The organism is Octadecabacter ascidiaceicola (assembly GCF_900185015.1).
Taxonomy (GTDB): Bacteria; Pseudomonadota; Alphaproteobacteria; order Rhodobacterales; family Rhodobacteraceae; genus Octadecabacter; species Octadecabacter ascidiaceicola.
Genome location: NZ_FXYD01000003.1, coordinates 219,373 through 237,404, shown reverse-complemented (window position 1 = coordinate 237,404; position 18,032 = coordinate 219,373). Strand labels below are relative to the sequence as shown.

Genomic DNA, 18,032 nt, shown 5'->3' with positions numbered 1-18,032 from the left:
GTCTCGCGTGGCGGCTACATCGCCCGCAGTGGACCGATAGCTCAGCTGGATAGAGTACCTGACTACGAATCAGGGGGTCGGGGGTTCGAATCCTCCTCGGTCCGCCATTTTACATTCATTCATGTAGGATTGCCCTAACACCTTGAACGGTAAGGTGGTTTTTGGTGTTCGAAGTCCTGTCTGTCGCGAGTATGCTATGCGGTCCACAAAGGCGAGTTTTAGGAGCGTTCTGCGCAGGGCGAGGTTATCACTTTCCCAGAGTTTCCAAGGGTTTGCTAAAAATACCAAAGCGTGTTCGAACAATTGCTCGAAGGTGCCTTGTTTTGGGGCTCGGTTTGAGAGCTTTTCGTCCAAAATCAGTTTTTGTTTTTCCAATGTGTCGATGCGTTTCTCATAGGCTGCGATGACGGTTCCACTGTTAGACGCGACAATGCGGTCCAAAAAACCCTCGATTTGTTTCTCAACCGTCCGACGTTGTGTTCGCAGAACATCTTGATTGGCATCCGCCTGTTGCTGTCGTTGCCCCCACGCATCTTTGAACATGCGCTTGGTCACGGCGAACAAGCCTTCTGTTGGTTGCAGGTCTTTGATCAGCCCTGCGAACTCTCCTTCAAGCCAATGAAACAGGCCTTAACCTTGCATTGGTGCCATCGTCACTTGGCGTGGTTCAGAGAGAAAGCCAGCTTGAAAAAGTCGATCAAGTCATCAGATTTGGCCAACGGTTTAGCCTTGAACTGAACAGCTCCACAGACGGACACACCATCGCTTTTCAAGGGCGTGGTGATCAGTGGAACGTTGTCGGATTAGGTGACCACGAAACAGCAAGCACCTCGATCCGAGCTGGTATCAACCGATTGCCGCAAATGCCCAACGGCCAAATCGATCCAATCTGGGAAGAAAACGACGAAGGTATCACGGATTTTGTGATGATCACAGCGGCGACTGATCGGATACCTCTTGAGGTCGAACGGCTTATTAAATGGGTTAATGAGAATGAGTGTAATGTCCACCGCAAGGTTGTTAGATTGGAAAGGTGACGGCCCAAATCTACTTTTCACGACCAGTCAAGATGCTGCGGTTGCAGCCCGCATAGCGTACGTTGCCCCATGAGCGCAGCATTTCCGTATGCTGGATGACGACTACGCGGGACTAAGTAGGCTTTCGCCTTGAATACGTGAATGTCGGCTTTGCGGTTACAACTTTCACAAATGACTTCATCTCAAGGCGGTCTTCAATCGCACCTAACTGCAGGCATTATTCCATGCCCTTGAACTCCATCGCCGACAAACATTGGCGCTTCATTCGCCCCGCCGCACTCGAACGCAAGATATGCGCGAACCCATTTCACGCTGCTCGTAAACGGATCTGGATCAAGTATCTCCGCGCCATGGTGTGACCAGGTTATAGGATAATGGCTTGTCCGGCACGCTGGGATTTCTCGCTGCAGACCATCTGGACCAACCGGACACCAAGCGCCGTCACCAAAGTCTGCAGCCCAAGCCACTCCAGACCGGAAGCAGGTTAGGGCATCATATTCAGGATCAATCAGGATCGTGCCATCAGCGGACATCATACCGTAACTTTGGCCCGAAGCATCCATACCCTCAAAAATAGTTACACCATTATTGCAATCCAATGGTCCCAACTCTTCCCTTTCACGACCTATAACTTGTGGACGCACTCGCTCCGGTAACGGTAAGGCCTCCGTTAAACTACCATCGGCATTTACCTCGAACCACTTACCTTCAACTAGAATTTGCCATGTATTCCGCTCGCTCGGTATGCGAACTTCGTCATAAAGCTGACCGCCGACCAAATCCCCGGTTGCGCTCAAAACACCGTATTGAAGGTTCCCATCCTCACTGCGGACAATAACTCTCGCAAATCCGTTCTCAAAGACCCCGACGTTCGAAAAAGCAGATTCGAACTGCAGTACGCCTTTTTCATCTAAAACGTGTGTGTTTCCGTCATCCGTTCGAGCAACCACCAAGCCTTCGGAAAGTTGCCCAATTCTAGTGTATTGAGGAAGCGTCCACCAATCCCCGCGTTGCATTGAAAACAGGCCGTATCGAATATCGGAAGCGTGTCGCAATTGAATACCCGCCCAAATAAGCTCACCCCCCTTAGGGTCGAAGATTTTAAATCTTAGCCGAGACCCCGGTACAACTGACCAATACCTAAAATTGATCCACAATCCGTCGGCCCGCCTCATTCCTATGAAATCATAGTCTAATCGTTCGTGACCCGCATAATAGGATGAGCTCCAGCTTCCTGCTTCAACCAATATCGCTCGAGGCCCTATAGGAACGGCACGTGCATACGCAGGTTCCATCATGAACTCTCCTGCCCGGTTCACAATACCAACGAACTCGCCGACTAGCACCTCGGCCAATCCAAACCGAAACCGCCCTGCGAGATCAAACTGCGGCTCGATCACCATCTCTCCTTGAGCATCTATGAAACCAAACTTCCCTTCAAATCTTACAGCAGAAAGCCCCTCGCTAAATGGCATGATACGTTCATAAATACGTGGTACTTTTTGGTCGCCAGTCTCTCGGTCATAGAAACCGCACAGGTCAAAATCGCCTCCGCAGCGAATAGTCCAGTCCTCCTCCTGAGCCAAAACTTGCGATGCGCACACAACATTAATGGCAACTAAGGTTGCTGATAGACTTCTCATGTTTAGAAACACCCTTGCAAAACGCCGGAAACAACAAGCGAACATTCATGTATCGTGCAGCATCGGTCAAGATGGGCTTATTCCTGCCATTAGCCGCATCGCGGCATCATAGGTTATCAACCGAGATCACACGACACGAACGGCCCAAACCGGCCATTGCCCATGCGTTCGGCCGCTGCGCCGCAGCTTCCCCGAAGCGGACGTTGATCTTTTGCGCAGCATTTGACATGCTGTATGACTGCATCGCAGCCTAAGTCGACACTATCTCTCGCTATGTTCGTATCGCAATACTGTATCAAATGATGGCGGCTCGACGAGGCGCAGGATCGTCGAGGGCTGTTCAACGGAAGCTCGTTCGTCTTGTAAGGTTTTTGCGATCTGATCAAGCATCGGAACAACGTCTGGTGGGCATCCATTGCTGACAAGAATGCGTCTGAAGTAAGAATATGCGTGGTACCCGCATCGTTGCACAGCACATGACAGCGTCGATATCATTATGGAAGGTTCGCCGCCTTCCAACATTAACCGAAACGAAATTTGGATTGCATTCGTCCATGCTGCTGGATCATTCTCCAATAGGTAGCTCAGAATAATCGACGCACAAAAGGCATGCTCGTAATGCTCACCGTCAATGGCGTTCTGCATTACATCGGACCAGAATTCTGATTTGGATAGTAATGTATTTTGGTCGAGATTGTTTTGCTTGAGGAACTCGACAAGCCAACTTGCCGCATGAGCCTTGACATTCCCCTCGGTGGCTTCGAATTGGTCGTTGGACTTTGAAGCTTCATCATAGAGTTTCTTTGCCTTGTCGGGTTGGCCACTGAACAAGTATGCGTCCCCCGCACAGATTGCAGTTTGCGCGCTGGCTTTAATCGCATGTGCTGCTTCATAGACCTTTGATGACAGTCGATACCGCTTCAAAAAATAGAGCGTGGCCCCCAATTCCGCAAGAAAGTAACCCTTTTCGAGATATCTGGGATACTTGCGTCGCGCTAAGTTAAATTGCTTGAACGCGGCCTTGTATTCGAATGCAACCCGCAGTGAATTTCCAAAAGAGTAGTGTATGACTGCCTGTTCGCGCATTGAACGAGTGGCGTGTGCATCAATGGCATCCTTGTAGAAACGTTGCAGCGCCGATAGTTTCTCTTCGTGTGGCGCGGGGCAACTAAGCTGGGCGTGGATGTATCGCGAATAGTTGTCGTCTTGCCTTTCATGAATCCCGTTGATGCTTGCGATGATCGCCGCCATTTCACAATTGTCGACAACACCGGACGTAACAACAGAGGCAAGCTCCCTGCATTCACAAGAAATATTCTCACGCACAAAGTAACCAGCCAAATCATGCAAGTGATCTTTGAAATCCGAACGAAGGGCCATGCAAGCGATCACATAGCTGAGGATCTGGAGAGTCTCATCTTGATCGGTGGGATCAATTGCGATGGAGATCGATGCGATGGAGTCTATCGAAACCCGCAGCGTTTCACCCTTTAACAAGATGAGCAGCGTCAGGCAGGTTTCGGGGTTACAATTAGTCGTAAATCGCGAGGAGACCCCTACAATTTCGCTCACAGCGACGTTCATAGCAAAAGCGGCGTTTGGTTCAGATTGATTGCAGTGAATTTCCAATCCGAAAGGTATGCTACAGGAGCCTGTTCGCAAAGTACGATAGGTTTGTAGGGTAGTGGGGATTCTGTCCGATGTGTCATCACTCCATACGTCCGTAGGCTCGAACCTGATAGTGATGGTCTCTGTCTTTGGTGGGGGATTGCGTGCATAGATTTCCGAAAGCCATAGCCAATGGAACGTCTTACTGGGTTCGCAATAACGGACTACCATGGAAGGCGCATCTAGTGACGCCAAGTACTCTAGCGGTCGACCTTCATTGGAACCGACTGCGCTTTGGCAATGTCGTCAGTGGCCTTAAGTTGGACGAAGAACATGAGCCCTGTAGACTTTCCTTCGTCGTCGAAAAATTCGATCTCCAAATCTACGCCGTAGTCCTTGTCTTTCCGGCGAAGTGCCCAAGCATCAGGCAACATCGGAAATTGAAGCCAAGAACGGAGCGATTTCCGAGGCATTGGCGCGCATAGAAGCAGTCTTGTCTGCTGGACCTGTCGACGGGTTGAAAACGCATGCCCTCGCGACGAAAGCCAGAATAGGCATCAATTCGCTAGACCGAGATACTGCAGACGAAGCACTTGATGAATTGACCGCAATTTCCCCGGAGCCGACGGAGTTGGTGCTGATGAAGTCAGCCTACGAGCGCGCCTTTGTAATCCAAACCAATCCAGCGGATTTCGAAAACCTGCCCGTAGAAAGTTCCGAGACTTCTCAGGAACAAGAGAACCTAATGGCATCTCTTGATGATGCTGATGACTGGGACTTTTTCAGATTGCTTCAGACGGCAGACGAGCTTCTGGCGCACGGTTTTTATCGTGAATGCACCGACTTGCTGCGAGACAGGGTGAGTTTTCAAAGCACAAACCCAGCACTAGACACGCTCTGTGATGCGTGTCTGAGAGGCCATTTAGGTCCATTGGCAAAAGAAATTAATGATGCCTTATCACCCCAAGTTAAAGAGTCTGTTTTCGGATGGAGGTTGACGTCCACTGATTGGGTGTTGGTCGACTTCTCAGTCTGAAACAGCCTCTTGAGAATCGCCGATAGACGGTCTTAGTCACACTCTGGTTTATTACTGACCGCTCAAGAAACATAGGAAGCATTCAAAAATGACGAACATTGCCGGGGTTCCCGTCAAAGTAAGTAGCGGATCCTGTAGTTCTTTTGATGTATTGGTTAATCGCCGCGGAACAACTCCGGCGGAGATGATCTCTTTGGGAGCAAACGCCTTTGAAGAATGCCGCGCATCACTCTGATTGACGCCGTACCCCTATTTTGGCAAGGGCGCTAGGACCCTCTGACCAACTGTTAACTCCTGAACTTTTCGGGCAATTGCGCCAGCACTTATGCCGTGGTGCTCATACAGATCGCCAATGGTGCCGGTTTGACCGAAGTGTTCTACGCCAAGCGGGATCGTCTGGTGACCTTGTACACCGCCTAGCCATGCCAACGTCGCTGGGTGGCCGTCGATAACGGTGATCATCTTGCAGTGCGGTGGCAGTTCACTGGTGAGAGTTTCGACATGCGATTGGGCATGCGCGGCGCCACGCGCCCGCGCCCGTTGCGCCGCAGTCCAGCCGGCGTTCAACCGATCCGCCGAGGTCACGGCCAGCACACCGACGTCGCGCCGTCCTTCACCGATGATCCCCGCGGCTTTGATCGCCTCTGATGCCACCGCCCCCTGATAGGCAATCACCACCTCACAGTTTGGTCCCGGTTTGCGCAACCAGTAGCCGCCGTCGATGGCCCCCTGACGAAAGTCGTCGTCGTTGCGTTTTCCGGGCTGTTCAATTGGGTTTGTTGTCAGGCGCAGATAAACGCTGCCGCCGGTTTCATCGCGCAGCCACGTGCGCTCGTCCGGGTCGCCATCGCCGTCCCGTTGCAGGTAGTCAAACGCCCATTCCATAATCACCGCCAGCTCGTCGGCAAAGGCGGGCTCAAACGCAGCCAACCCGTCTTGGCTCATTCCAATCAGCGGCGTCCCGATGGATTGGTGCGCGCCGCCCTCGGGGGCCAGCGTCACGCCCGAAGGCGTTCCGACCACCATAAAGCGCGCATCCTGATAGCAGGCATAATTCAAGGCATCGAGCCCGCGACACACAAAGGGATCATACAACGTGCCGATCGGGATCAACCGCTTTCCAAACAGCGAGTGGGAAAGGCCCGCCGCACCAAGCAACAAAAACAGGTTCATTTCGGCGATGCCCAGTTCGATGTGTTGACCTTCTGGGATGAATGTCCATTTCGCGGTCGACGGAATGCGGTGTTCGATGAAGGCATCTGCCTTTTCTGCGCGGGCAAACAACTTGCGGCGATTGACCCAAGGGCCAAGATTTGTGGTGCCCGTCACATCCGGTGAGGTGGTGACGATCCGCGCGGCCAGATCACTGTCCCCTTTGGATAATTCATCGAGAACCTTGCCAAAAGCCATCTGAGTCGAAATTTCGCGATCCGTGCTGATATCAATCTCAGGCACATCCAGTTTAGCATCCGAAAAGCGGCGCGCACCATCAGCAAAAAACGCCACTTCGGCCAAAAAGCGTTTGAGCGCGGGAACATCGTCGACACCGGTGTAAGGCTCCCATTCTTGCCCTTCCACAATCCCCATATGGTCTTGCCATGCGGCAAACTGGGTCTTGTTCATCAAGCCGCCGTGATTGTCTTTATGACCCGCGATGGGTGTGCCCCAGCCTTTGATGGTATAGGCTAGAAAGCAAGTGGGTCGGTCGTGGTCGATGGCGTCAAATGTTGCTGCCATGGTCTCAACGCAGTTGCCGCCGAGGTTCTCCATCAGCGCAGCGAGTTCCTCATCATTGCGTCGATCCAGCAACGCCGTGACATCACCTTGATCGCCCAGATCCTCCATCAGGCGCTTGCGCCAGACGGCACCCCCCATGAACGTCAGCGCGGAATATTCCTGATTTGGACAGGCATCGATCCAATCGTGCAATCTGCTGCCGGCCGGTTCGTCGAACGCGGCGCGTTGTAGCGCACCATGTTTGACCCGCACTACATCCCAACCGAAAGCATCGAAAGTCTTTTCGATCCGTTCAAACAGGCCCTCGCGCACGATCCCGTCGAGCGACTGGCGGTTGTAGTCGATTACCCACCAGGTGTTTCGCAGATCGTTCTTCCAACCTTCCTGCAAAGCCTCATAGATGTTGCCTTCGTCCAGTTCGGCGTCACCCACTAGCGCCACCATCCGGCCCATCGGCGCACCTTTGCCCCAGTCTTTGGCGGCAATGTAATCCTGAACAATTGAGGCAAAAGATGTGATCGCGACACCTAGCCCGACAGACCCAGTTGAGAAATCCACATCATCGATATCCTTGGTGCGGGATGGATAACTTTGAACTCCGCCAAATCCGCGAAAATTCTCCATCTTTTCACGGGTCTGGGTGCCCATTAGGTAATGCGCAGCGTGGAAAATCGGCGAGGCATGCGGTTTGACTGCCACCCGATCCTCGGGCCGCAACGCCGAAAAATAGAGCGCGGTCATGATTGACACCATCGAGGCCGAGCTAGCTTGGTGCCCGCCGACCTTAATCCCGTCCATTTTGGGCCGTATATGGTTTGCGTGGTGGATCATCCAATGGGAATGCCACAACAAAAGTTGCTCGATGGTTTTTAGCTGGCTCATAGCGATTTTTCCGCGAAAATTCAATTCTTCTAGTAGTTTAGATTGAAATCCGAGGGGTTTCTTGGCAAAATCAGCAGATGTTTGCGGGTTTGTAGTGGAATTCGGTGCAAGATGGGGAATATTAATGGAAACCGGTGTCACGGATGAATTTGATCTACGAATCCTTCGCTGCCTTGCCCGTGACGGTCGCCTGACAGTGCAGGGCTTAAGCGAGGCCGTAGGGCTAAGTCCGTCACCCGTCGCGCGGCGTTTGGCGCGGCTGGAAGATCATGGTTTCATCAGGGGGTATGCTGCGCTGATCGACGAGGTACGTCTCGGCTTTGGCGTTTCGGTTTTTGTGTCGGTTAAGCTCGACCGGCAGGTAGACGACGCGCTCGCCAAATTCGAGGACGCCATCGGCCGGATGCCCGAGGTCGTTGACTGCTGGCTTATGACCGGAAACCGCGACTACCTACTGCGCGTGGTGACGCGGGACATGGGCGAATTCGAACAATTCCTGACCACCAAGCTAACCCGCCTTGCACCCGTCGCTGGCATTGAAAGCTCGATCCCACTAAGGCGTGTCAAAGCTGGTATCGCACGAACACCCTGATGATCAGACCCAGCCCGCCTGCCAATTCAGCCCGTCGACTGTCTTTCCGGCGGGCCGATATTCACAGCCAATCCAGCCATCATATCCCATCGCTTGTAGCCTCATAAATATCGGAGCGTAGTCCAGCGTGCCCGTTCCCGGCTCATTCCGGCCCGGTGCGCCCGCGATCTGGATGTGGCCAATTCTGTCGCCCGCCAGCTCCAACCCCGCAATCACATCCTTGCCGACCATCGCCCGATGATAGCAATCATATTGTAGTTTCAGGTTTGGCGCGGCGACGGCGTCGATGATCCCAAGAGCCTGATCGACTTCGGTCAGGAAATAACCGGGCATGTCTGTGGGGTTTATCGGTTCGATCAACGCAGTGATGCCCGCGTCATGCAACCGCACTGCGGCGTGGCTGAGATTTGACAGAAAGGTGTCTTGCATTGCGGTGCTTTGCGGATCGGCGTTGCCAGCCATAATGTGCAAGTTTTGACATCCTGTGGCCTCGGCATAACGCAGTGCGGTTTCAACTGAAGCTGCGAAGTCTTGGACGCGCGTCGGTATGGCGGCCAAGCCGCGCTCGCCCGCGTTCCAATCGCCGGGGGGCAAGTTGAATAGCGCTTGCTTCAATCCGGATTTTTCCAACAGGCCTTGGATTTCATCCGGTTCATAGTCGTATGGAAACAGATACTCGCAGGCCTTGAACCCCACGCCGGAAGCCGCGGCAAAGCGATCAGGAAAGGCTTGCGTTGGAAACAGAAAGCTCAGGTTGGCTGCGAAATTCAGCACCTCATTGCTCCTGTTTTGACTCAACAAAAGCGAGATAGCCGGACTGGTCAAGATCGGCCATGCCATTGTTGACCATTTCCAGCCATAGGTCGCGACATTGCGAAAGGATCGGCAGATCGAGGCCCAGAGATTGCGCCAGATCAGCGGCCTGCACGAGGTCTTTGGCTTGTGTTCGTGCGCGCCCACCCGGCACAAAGTTGCGGTCGATCATACGCTGACCGTGCAGGTCGAGAATGCGGCTGCTGGCAAAACCGCCCAGCAATGCTTCACGCATTTTTGCAGGGTCGGCCCCTGCGGCTTTAGCCAACACCATGGTTTCGCCAACGATACCAAGCGTTGCCCCTACGATCGCCTGATTTGCGGCTTTCGCGATCTGTCCTGCCGCCACTGGCCCAATATGGGTGGTAGATTTTCCGAGCACGGTGAACACTGCCGCCGCGCGTTTTATGTCGGTCATTTCGCCCCCCGCCATGATGCTCAGCGTGCCTTCGGTGGCCCCCACGGCACCACCCGACACTGGCGCGTCAACAAACGTGCCTCCGGCGGCAACAACACGCGCCGCAGCCGAACGCGTTGCGTCGACCGTAGTGGTGCCCATGTCGATCACCAGCGTTCCACCAAGATATTGACAGGTCAGGGCCTCTACGGTTTGGGTCATCGCCGGGGTGTCGCTGACACAGATAACCACAATACCGCCGCGCGTTTGTTCGGCCAACTGGCGCACGTCGTCGGACGCGGTGGCACCAGTTGCAATAAGCGGCTCCGCTTTGGCAGCAGTGCGGTTGAACACGACCAGATCAGCGCCCGCGCCCAGTAGGTTCTGCGCCATCGGCAGTCCCATCAATCCAAGCCCGATGAAGCCAACCTTTCCCAAAGGTTTAGTCATTTGCGCAATCCCTTAAAAACCCAATAGATTGGGCAGCCAAAGTGACACAGCCGGAACGAATGTGACAATAAACAACGTCGCCAGAAGCGGTATCATAAAGGGCAATGTGCCTAAGATCGTGTCGCGCATTGAAACGCCACTGACCGAACTGAGAACATAAAGAACGATACCTAACGGCGGCGACAACAGACCGATCATGAGGTTCAACACCATGATCACGCCGAATTGCGCCGGATCAACGCCAGCGGCCACGGCCACAGGCAACAGGATCGGCGTCAGAATGGTGATCGCGGCAATCGCATCCAGAAAACACCCGACGATTAGCAGCAGCAAATTGATCAAGAGGAGGATCACGATAACATTATCGGTGAACCCGAAAAGCGCTGCGGAAAAATCATAGGCGACGCGCTCCGTCTTGATGATCCAAGCAAAGAGACTGGCGGCGCTGACAATGAAAAGGATCGACGCGGTCATCTCAGCAGAGGCTCGCGACACATCCCAGATATCTTTGAAACTGAGCGTGCGGTAAACCACCACGCCGAGAACCAGAGCGTAAGCCGCCGCCGCAATCGCGGCCTCGGTCGGGGTGAAAATGCCGCCCAGAATGCCGCCGACGATGATAATCGGTGTCAGGAGCGACAAGAAAGCTTTGTTGAACGAGGTGCCGACCGTGGACCATGCGAAATCCCCGTCGCGTGGCAGATCATGTTTGTGGGCGATCCAGCGCACCATAGCGGCAAGACACAGCGCCATGACGATGCCGGGAATGAATCCGGCCACGAACAACCGACCTATCGAAACATCGCCGACAAACCCGAAAATAATCATTGGCAAAGAAGGCGGGATCAACGGTCCGATGATGGAACTGGCTGCCGTCAGACCCACAGACACACGGTCACCATAGCCACGATCGCGCATCGCCTTGATCTCGATTGCACCCAAGCCGCCTGCGTCGGCCACTGCGGCGCCGCTCATGCCAGCGAAGATTACGCTGGCCACGATATTGACGTAGCAAATGCCTCCGCGCGCCCAAGCGAACAACTTGGATGCAAAGTCAAAAATTCGGTCGGTGATCGCCGACGAATTCATCAGGTTTCCGGCCAGAATGAAGAACGGAATAGCCAGCAGCGGGAAGCTGTCGATGCCGCTGACCATCTGGTGCATAATAACGACCGATGGTGTGCCGTTCAGCAGAACGAAGACGACCGACCCCAGCGCCATAGACACAGCGACAGGAATACCCAAAACGATCATCATAGTGACGGCAACTATTAGTAAACCTGCGGCCATTTCAAATACCCTTGCTGATAGCGGATTTGCCTTCATCGCCCTTCACGGCGTGAACGAAGTAGTAAAAGGCCATGAAAAGCAGAGAGACTGCGCAAATCCAGAAGATAATGCTCTTTGGGATTTCGATGCTGCTCATCCGCAGCCGAGTGACGAGCGCGAATTGCATCGCCGTCCAGCTGAGGAACAGAAAGAACACGGCGCTCAGCAGATCAATCCCACGCACGACGGTCTTGAGTATTTTTTCAGGGAGCATTTCAATAATCAAATCAACCCGGATGTGGCTGCGTTTGCGCGCACAGACCACAGCGCCCACATAAGTTAGCACGATCAACAACATGCGTGCGATTTCTTCCGTCCAGCCAAGTGAATCGTTCAACACATACCGTGTGAAAAACTGGAGCCCGACAACCAGAAACAGCGCCCACAACACAAGGCACATGGCCAGCTCATCGATTTTGGCAAACCGCTTCATTTTGCACCCCCGTTGTAGCTAAAAAAGGCCCGCCCAATATAAACTTGCGCGGGCCTTTGGTGTTTTATGAATGGGCCAACTTATTGCCCAAGGGCAAGAAGTTCTTCGATCTGGCGGGCTTCCCACGGCCAGTCACCTTCCAGAATGACAGGCTTTACGATGTCAGAAAACGCCTGGCGGTCGACTTCATGCACGTTAGTGCCCTGTTCATGGAACCAATCAACAAGGTCCTTTTCAGACTGGATAATGTCGGCGGATGCACCAGCAGCGGCCTCTTGCAAGACTGCGGAAATGATGCCCTGATCCTCTTCCGACAGACGTGCCCAAGTCGGTCCGCCAACCAAAGTGTAGTAACCGTCTGTCATATGGCCAGTCAGCATGATGTCCGACTGAACCTCATGAAACTGCTTGGCTTGGATTGTTGGTAGAGGGTTTTCCTGCGCCACGACCACGCCTTGTTGCAGGGCGAGATAGAGTTCAGAGAAGTTAACCGGTGTCGAATTGGCACCCACTGCATCGGGGAACACCATGTAGATCGGAACCGGTGGCACGCGCATCTTCAGACCTTCGAAGTCGGCCGGCGTCAAAAGGGGCTCGTTCGCAGAGACGTGGCGCTGGCCGAAATAGGTCATTGCGACAACTGTGTTGCCCGAAGCCTCTTCATAGCCTGAGGTCACTTCGCGGTAGGTTTCGCTGGTTGGATACGCGAGGAAATGATCCAGATCGCGCCACAGGAACGCGGCCAAGTGGATCGAGATTGGCTCGTAACGCTGTGCCATATGGCCCGCGCCGACAAAACCAATATCCACTGTGCCAAGGGTCAGGCTTTCTTCAACGTCCCGTTCGGAACCCAGCTGACCGGACCCAAAAACATCAACCGTGTGACGGCCATCGGTGCGCGTTGCAATTTCTTCAGCAGCCCAATCAGCCCATTGGTGATGTGCAGAGCTCGGCTCGTACGAAAGCGAAAGTTTCAGCGTGTCGGCAAAAGTGGCGGTCGTCGCAACGACACTGACCCCCGCAGACACCACTAGAGTGGTAAACTTGTTCATTGTGATCCTCCCATGAATCGATTGTATTTCCGTATACCTTTTATACCAAAATGACATCTGTCAACATAAATCCCCGATTTGCCTCGCACTGAACCACCGACCTGTAGCGCTGCACGAGACTCTGACTGTAATGCTGACTTGATCATAGGCGGAAAACATTGCACTTTTGAGGAATGAAACCACAAAAATTATACCAACAAGTCGAACAGGCCCTATCCGAGGAAATCGCGGAAGGTATTCACAAACCGGGCGAAGCATTGCCGCCCGAACGGGATCTGATGGAACGATTCGGTGTCGGTCGCCCGTCGATCCGTGAGGCGCTATTCTCACTGTCAAAGCGTGGCCTCATTGAACTTGGGAGCGGGCGACGACCGCGGGTCGTTGAACCGAACTTCGACATTGTTCTGGGAGAAATTGACGTCCTAGCGCGTCTGGCATTGCGCAAGGAAGATAACCTTTTCCACCTGATGGAGTTGCGGCGGATATTGGAATGCGCCCTCGTTAGAAAGCTCGCGTTAGAGGCAACGCCAGAACAAATTTCTGAATTAAAAGAAAGGCTTGATGAAAATGTAGCCGCGCTCGGGGACCTGCAAAGATTCTGGCGCACGGATTCCGAATTCCACAAAACTATTGCCCGAATGAGCGGCAATCCTTTGCTGCCCACCATCGTCGAAGCGATCCTCAAGTGGCTGATCGACAATCGTAAGGTGACTTTGGCGATGCCGGGCAGTGCTGAACGTGCGATGAAACACCATCAAACCATCTACAACGCTATTTCAGCTCGTCAGCCGGATGCGGCAGACCAAGCGATGGCGACCCATTTGATCTCGGTCGAAGAGCGGATAAGGGCGTCTTTTTCAGTCGGGGCCTAGTTCAGAACCCAAAGCGCCTGCCAGGCTAAATGATTTTCCCTTGCTTTTGGTATACTTTTTATATCAAGGTGCTGAAAACTCAATTGGCTGGAGCTGCCCCTCAAATGATTTTTCCCGATTTTCCCAAGTCATTCGGACCACATGTCAGCGGGCAGGCAACCAAAGGTGCTGCGGCTTTGGCGAGCGCGATTGAATTTGGTGATGCTGGCATCAAGGTGACGTCTCCTGCTGCTTTGCGCGTCAATATAGGGGCCCTGTCAGAGATTGCGGCGTTTGGGACGCCAGACGCAGCACTTGCCGCACATCGGCTGGCGTGGCAGATCGCATCGTCGCTTGGCATATTTCCAGCTTCAATCGAGGATCTATATCGGGGGATAGGGCGAAACGACGTCACGGCCATGACCGTTCCCGCTATGAATATGCGTGCGGTTGCCTTTGAGTCCGCACGTGGGGTGTTTCAGGCGATGCAGACCCAAAATGTCGGCGCTGCAATCTTTGAGCTGTCGCGCGGTGAAATTGGCTTCACTGGTCAGCGGCCACGGGAATACGCCACAGCCATTCTTTGCGCGGCCATCGCCGAAAACCATACAGGGCCCCTGTTTTTACAGGGCGACCACTTTCAGATTTCGGCTTCGCGCTACGCCAAAGACCCGCAAGCCGAAGTTGGTGCGGTCAAAGACCTCATCACCGAAGCCATCGGTGCTGGTTTTTACAATATTGACATTGATTGCTCGACCCTTGTGGACCTGTCTTGGCCGACCGAGGCGGAACAACAGCGACTGAACATCGAACTGACTGCCGAACTGGCCCGCCATACCCGCGCGTTGGAACCGGAAGGTGTGACTATCTCGCTCGGGGGCGAGATCGGAGAAGTCGGCGACGAAAACTCAACCGTGGCAGAGGTCGATGCCTATCTGAGTGGGGTCACTGCGATGCTGGGTCCTGATATCGCGGGGTTGTCCAAACTGTCGATCCAGTCGGGAACCCGCCATGGCGGCAATGTGCTGGCAGACGGTAGTTTCGGGGACATGAATGTTGATTTCGCGCTGATCGGGGACCTGACTGGCGCATGCCGTGCCAATGGTGGCTTGGCCGGATGTGTGCAGCACGGGGCCTCAATGCTGTCGATGGAAAAGATAGCGCAATTGCCCGATGCGGACTGCATCGAAGTGCACCTGGCTGCCGCCTTTCTGAATGCGGTCTATGCGCATCTGCCACAGGAGCTGGTGACACAAGCGGATGACTGGTTGAAAGAAAACTTTGCCGATGAGTGGAAACCTGACTGGAGCGAAGCGCAATTCCTACATCATGCGCGGCGCTATCCTATCGGACCGTTCAAACGCGACTGGTGGGATGCGACGGCGGTTCACGCCGATATTCGCGCAGACGTTCGCAACAGGGCCGCTGCCTATTTCACGGCGCTTAACATCGCTGACACCAAAATACTTGTTGCCGACACAATTGCCCATGCACCAGCGGCGTGGTGCGGGGCCGACGTCACCAAAGAACGCAGTGGCGACGAAGCCCTAATCCGTGATCTGGCCGATTAATTGGGGGACTTGATGAAAGCTGCAGTTCTCAAATCATGGAAAGTCATTGATATAGAGGAAACGGACGCTCCGATCCCCGGTCCAGGGGAGGTTCTGATCAAGGTTTCCTTCACCGGTATCTGCGGCTCGGACGTGCACATCTTCAACGGAACCAATCCCATTGCCCGTACGCCAGTTATCCCCGGGCATGAATTCTCAGGACGAGTCGCAGCGCTTGGCGAGGGGGTGAGTGGGATCGAGCACGGCATTCGTGCCGCAATCCAACCGTTGAAATTTTGTGGCACCTGCACCGCCTGCAAACGGGCCGCGTCGCATGTCTGCGAACGTTTGATCGTGATCGGTGTCAATCAAGATGGCGGTTTTGCCGAACACGTCGTGGTACCCGCCGAGTGTGTCTTTCCTATCCCTGACACATTGTCGGACGAAACCGCTGCCTTGGCAGAGCCGTTTTCCATCGCCACGCACTCACTCAATCGCGGGCTAATCACCCAATCTGATCGTGTTTTGATCATCGGTGCCGGACCCATTGGACTCTATTGTGCGCTGACGGCCCATTATATGGGCGCGCGGTCGGTGCAAATATCAGAGCCGAACCCCAAGCGTCGCGCTGTGGCAGACGCCTTGGGAATCTCCGCGATTGATCCAAGTCAAATAGGCGCACTCGACCAATTGGCCAAAGCCAGTAATGGCGAGGGGTTCGATCTGGTCGTCGAGACATCAGGAACGACAGGTGGGTTTGAGACCGCAACGCAAGCCGCTTCGGTTCAGGGCCGGATTGTTACGTTGGGCTTTCCCAGTGAAGGGCACAGCCAAATCCACATCACCCGCTGCATTATCAAAGAGCTGTCCCTGATCGGGAGCCGAGTCTGCACGCGTTCAGAGTTTCGTGACACGCTTGATATGCTGACGACCATGCAAGAGCGTGGCGATGTGGACCTCGAAGGCCTGATCTCCTCCATTCGACCGCTTTCCGAATTGGCCGCCTCAATCGTCGATGTGGAACGAGGAACCGAGACCGCAAAAATCCTGATCAAACCGATTTGAGTGTTGAGATGGAAAAACTATTTGTGTTTCAGGGCGGTGGGCCGACTGCAGTAATTAACGCTACGTTGTCTGGCGTGCTGGATGCAGCGCACCCCTGCTTTTCCAATGTCTTCGGCCTCAGACACAGTTTGGAGCATGTCGCCACAACCCCGCCAATCAATCTTACCGATCTGACCGCACCATCTGCCGCTGACGACCGTGCCCGACTGGCTCGGACGCCCGGCGCTCTGCTTGGGTCCAGCCGGACGAAGGTGACCGAGGCGCATTTGTCGGCCGTGCTAGACGTCATGCAGGCCGAGGGCGCACGCCATATTCTCGGCATCGGCGGCAATGGCACTATGCATGCCTTGAACCAACTAGCGGAGTTTGCAGCCTCCCGCTCTGTTGATCTGAACATTGTCGGCGCACCCAAGACCGTTGATAACGATCTGCCCGGTGCCGCCTTTGCGCCCGGATACGGAAGTGCGGCCCGGTTTGTGGCACTAGCGACACGCGATTTCGATTTCGATTTTCGCGCCATGCAAACTTTTGATGATGTCACGATCCTTGAAACTATGGGGCGCGACACTGGCTGGCTTGCTGCGGCCTCTGTGTTGTTGAAAGAGGCTGACGCGGATGCGCCCCATATCGTATTGATCCCGGAACGCCCGGTGGACGAAGCTGCTTTGCTCAAACGTGTTTCCGAATTGCACCGTGATCTGGGGCGGGTTTTCATTGTCACGAATGAAGTGCTGACCGCTCCTGACGGAACGGTTCTTGGCCAAAACGTGCAGGATGGCCCGACAGACAGCCTCGGGCGCACGATGTATTCCCTATCAACGGGCACAGGAAACTATCTAGCCCAGCTTATCTGGAAGCAATTGGGTCTGCAGGCACGTTGCCTGCGGCCTGGCAGTCTCGGTCGGGCGTTAACCTCTTGCGTGTCTGAGGTCGATTTCGAACTGGCTCTGCGCGCGGGACGTGCGACAACCGATCTTTTCGATCGGCCAGAAGATGGAGCCAAGATGCTCACCATCGCACAGGACCTACACCTTGGTTGGCAACCCACCAAGGAAGGTATTGGCCGAACACCGTTACCAAAAGCATTTTTTGATCAAGATGATGAATTTGCCATCGGTTTGAATTTTGCGACCATGGCTCGCTCAATCATTGGGGAAGTCTCGCCTTTGTTTCATGGTATTAGAACCGATTCATGATTGAGATCGGGCACTGCAATGTTAACAAATGTATGAACAACCTTGATTGCTCTTGTTGTGCTGCGTTCAAGTGCGCTTGATGGGCGCCTACAAATTCCTGCTTCAGCACCCTGTTCAACAGGATTCATATATTTGCGTAAGAAAGTTGATTATAGTTTTCTGGTTGGCTGGCGCATTCCGTAAATTCAGCTCGAGACCGCGTGCGGAAATGCCGGAAGCGCCGCATTTCTAGTTAGCACATAGCAGTCCCTCGCGTTCCAGCATGAGTTTTTCCACATGCAACCATGATAGGATTTTCCATCAATAGCGGTCATTCGAACGTTACGCAGCATCCGGTACATTGGGCTCGTTTCTGGCATTC

At 53.9% G+C, this 18,032-nt stretch carries 17 protein-coding genes and 1 tRNA gene; 8 read left to right on the top strand and 10 right to left on the bottom strand.

Features of this window, described 5'->3' with window-relative positions:
* The first annotated feature begins 30 nt into the window (after positions 1-30).
* A tRNA-Arg gene (locus OCA8868_RS09965) sits at positions 31-107 on the top strand.
* Here the strand turns inward: OCA8868_RS09965 and OCA8868_RS09960 are convergent.
* Positions 70-555: a hypothetical protein gene (locus OCA8868_RS09960; protein WP_143849609.1), complete on the bottom strand. Its 486-nt coding sequence runs from the start codon at positions 553-555 to the stop codon at positions 70-72. The two genes, OCA8868_RS09965 and OCA8868_RS09960, sit on opposite strands and share 38 nt — an antisense overlap.
* Before the next feature lie 107 nt (positions 556-662).
* Here OCA8868_RS09960 and OCA8868_RS09955 point away from each other — a divergent pair, with 107 nt between their 5' ends.
* Positions 663-1,037: a hypothetical protein gene (locus tag OCA8868_RS09955; protein WP_093996433.1), complete on the top strand. Its 375-nt coding sequence runs from the start codon at positions 663-665 to the stop codon at positions 1,035-1,037.
* Between the two features lie 194 nt (positions 1,038-1,231).
* On the opposite strand, the gene OCA8868_RS09950 is transcribed toward OCA8868_RS09955, so the two are convergent.
* The 3 genes from OCA8868_RS09950 to OCA8868_RS09940 all read right to left on the bottom strand — a co-directional run bounded on the left by OCA8868_RS09950 (position 1,232) and on the right by OCA8868_RS09940 (position 4,722).
* The gene (locus OCA8868_RS09950; RefSeq protein ID WP_179214839.1) at positions 1,232-2,680 is read right to left on the bottom strand and encodes a WG repeat-containing protein; all 1,449 of its coding nucleotides are present in this window, start codon (positions 2,678-2,680) and stop codon (positions 1,232-1,234) included.
* 261 nt (positions 2,681-2,941) lie between these two features.
* Positions 2,942-4,252 (bottom strand): tetratricopeptide repeat protein, encoded by a 1,311-nt coding sequence (locus OCA8868_RS09945; RefSeq protein ID WP_143849607.1) that lies wholly within the window; start codon positions 4,250-4,252, stop codon positions 2,942-2,944.
* Positions 4,253-4,548: 296 nt separating this feature from the next.
* Positions 4,549-4,722 (bottom strand): DUF4365 domain-containing protein, encoded by a 174-nt coding sequence (locus OCA8868_RS09940; RefSeq protein ID WP_218822679.1) that lies wholly within the window; start codon positions 4,720-4,722, stop codon positions 4,549-4,551.
* Positions 4,723-4,760: 38 nt separating this feature from the next.
* Here OCA8868_RS09940 and OCA8868_RS09935 point away from each other — a divergent pair, with 38 nt between their 5' ends.
* Positions 4,761-5,324, top strand: a complete 564-nt coding sequence (locus tag OCA8868_RS09935; protein ID WP_093996429.1) for a hypothetical protein — start codon at positions 4,761-4,763, stop codon at positions 5,322-5,324.
* 249 nt (positions 5,325-5,573) lie between these two features.
* Here the strand turns inward: OCA8868_RS09935 and OCA8868_RS09930 are convergent, their stop codons facing one another.
* The gene (locus tag OCA8868_RS09930) at positions 5,574-7,943 is read right to left on the bottom strand and encodes a thiamine pyrophosphate-binding protein (protein WP_093996428.1); all 2,370 of its coding nucleotides are present in this window, start codon (positions 7,941-7,943) and stop codon (positions 5,574-5,576) included.
* A gap of 124 nt (positions 7,944-8,067) precedes the next feature.
* Here OCA8868_RS09930 and OCA8868_RS09925 point away from each other — a divergent pair, with 124 nt between their 5' ends.
* Complete coding sequence (locus OCA8868_RS09925; protein ID WP_093996427.1) at positions 8,068-8,535, top strand: Lrp/AsnC family transcriptional regulator; 468 nt, start codon at positions 8,068-8,070, stop codon at positions 8,533-8,535.
* Positions 8,536-8,538: 3 nt separating this feature from the next.
* Here the strand turns inward: OCA8868_RS09925 and otnI are convergent, their stop codons facing one another.
* The 5 genes from otnI to OCA8868_RS09900 form a co-directional block, all read right to left on the bottom strand.
* Complete coding sequence (gene otnI, locus OCA8868_RS09920) at positions 8,539-9,309, bottom strand: 2-oxo-tetronate isomerase (protein ID WP_093996426.1); 771 nt, start codon at positions 9,307-9,309, stop codon at positions 8,539-8,541.
* A 1-nt stretch (position 9,310) separates the two neighbouring features.
* Positions 9,311-10,195, bottom strand: a complete 885-nt coding sequence (locus OCA8868_RS09915; protein WP_093996425.1) for an NAD(P)-dependent oxidoreductase — start codon at positions 10,193-10,195, stop codon at positions 9,311-9,313.
* Between the two features lie 12 nt (positions 10,196-10,207).
* On the bottom strand, positions 10,208-11,485 hold the full coding sequence (locus OCA8868_RS09910) for a TRAP transporter large permease (protein WP_093996424.1): 1,278 nt from the start codon (positions 11,483-11,485) through the stop codon (positions 10,208-10,210).
* A gap of 1 nt (position 11,486) precedes the next feature.
* Positions 11,487-11,957: a TRAP transporter small permease gene (locus tag OCA8868_RS09905; protein ID WP_093996423.1), complete on the bottom strand. Its 471-nt coding sequence runs from the start codon at positions 11,955-11,957 to the stop codon at positions 11,487-11,489.
* Between the two features lie 80 nt (positions 11,958-12,037).
* Entirely contained in the window at positions 12,038-13,009 is a 972-nt protein-coding gene (locus OCA8868_RS09900) for a sialic acid TRAP transporter substrate-binding protein SiaP (protein WP_093996422.1), read from the bottom strand.
* 173 nt (positions 13,010-13,182) lie between these two features.
* Between OCA8868_RS09900 and OCA8868_RS09895 the strand changes: the two genes are divergently transcribed.
* From OCA8868_RS09895 to OCA8868_RS09880, 4 genes are all read left to right on the top strand, one after another.
* The gene (locus tag OCA8868_RS09895; protein WP_093996421.1) at positions 13,183-13,881 is read left to right on the top strand and encodes an FCD domain-containing protein; all 699 of its coding nucleotides are present in this window, start codon (positions 13,183-13,185) and stop codon (positions 13,879-13,881) included.
* A gap of 104 nt (positions 13,882-13,985) precedes the next feature.
* Positions 13,986-15,431: a class II fructose-bisphosphate aldolase gene (locus OCA8868_RS09890; RefSeq protein WP_179214838.1), complete on the top strand. Its 1,446-nt coding sequence runs from the start codon at positions 13,986-13,988 to the stop codon at positions 15,429-15,431.
* 12 nt (positions 15,432-15,443) lie between these two features.
* Positions 15,444-16,475 (top strand): zinc-dependent alcohol dehydrogenase, encoded by a 1,032-nt coding sequence (locus tag OCA8868_RS09885; RefSeq protein WP_093996419.1) that lies wholly within the window; start codon positions 15,444-15,446, stop codon positions 16,473-16,475.
* A gap of 8 nt (positions 16,476-16,483) precedes the next feature.
* A complete protein-coding gene (locus OCA8868_RS09880) occupies positions 16,484-17,671 on the top strand; it encodes a 6-phosphofructokinase (protein ID WP_093996418.1) in 1,188 nt (395 codons plus the stop codon).
* Positions 17,672-18,032 lie beyond the last annotated feature (361 nt).

Bases quoted from the DNA above. Each gene is read 5' to 3' on its own strand.
- OCA8868_RS09950 (WP_179214839.1), bottom strand. From the start codon at position 2,680: ATGAGAAGTCTATCAGCAACCTTAGTTGCCATTAATGTTGTGTGCGCA.
- OCA8868_RS09940 (WP_218822679.1), bottom strand. From the start codon at position 4,722: ATGTTGCCTGATGCTTGGGCACTTCGCCGGAAAGACAAGGACTACGGC.
- OCA8868_RS09930 (WP_093996428.1), bottom strand. From the start codon at position 7,943: ATGAGCCAGCTAAAAACCATCGAGCAACTTTTGTTGTGGCATTCCCAT.
- OCA8868_RS09925 (WP_093996427.1), top strand. From the start codon at position 8,068: ATGGAAACCGGTGTCACGGATGAATTTGATCTACGAATCCTTCGCTGC.
- OCA8868_RS09915 (WP_093996425.1), bottom strand. From the start codon at position 10,195: ATGACTAAACCTTTGGGAAAGGTTGGCTTCATCGGGCTTGGATTGATG.
- OCA8868_RS09910 (WP_093996424.1), bottom strand. From the start codon at position 11,485: ATGGCCGCAGGTTTACTAATAGTTGCCGTCACTATGATGATCGTTTTG.
- OCA8868_RS09905 (WP_093996423.1), bottom strand. From the start codon at position 11,957: ATGAAGCGGTTTGCCAAAATCGATGAGCTGGCCATGTGCCTTGTGTTG.
- OCA8868_RS09900 (WP_093996422.1), bottom strand. From the start codon at position 13,009: ATGAACAAGTTTACCACTCTAGTGGTGTCTGCGGGGGTCAGTGTCGTT.
- OCA8868_RS09895 (WP_093996421.1), top strand. From the start codon at position 13,183: ATGAAACCACAAAAATTATACCAACAAGTCGAACAGGCCCTATCCGAG.
- OCA8868_RS09890 (WP_179214838.1), top strand. From the start codon at position 13,986: ATGATTTTTCCCGATTTTCCCAAGTCATTCGGACCACATGTCAGCGGG.
- OCA8868_RS09885 (WP_093996419.1), top strand. From the start codon at position 15,444: ATGAAAGCTGCAGTTCTCAAATCATGGAAAGTCATTGATATAGAGGAA.
- OCA8868_RS09880 (WP_093996418.1), top strand. From the start codon at position 16,484: ATGGAAAAACTATTTGTGTTTCAGGGCGGTGGGCCGACTGCAGTAATT.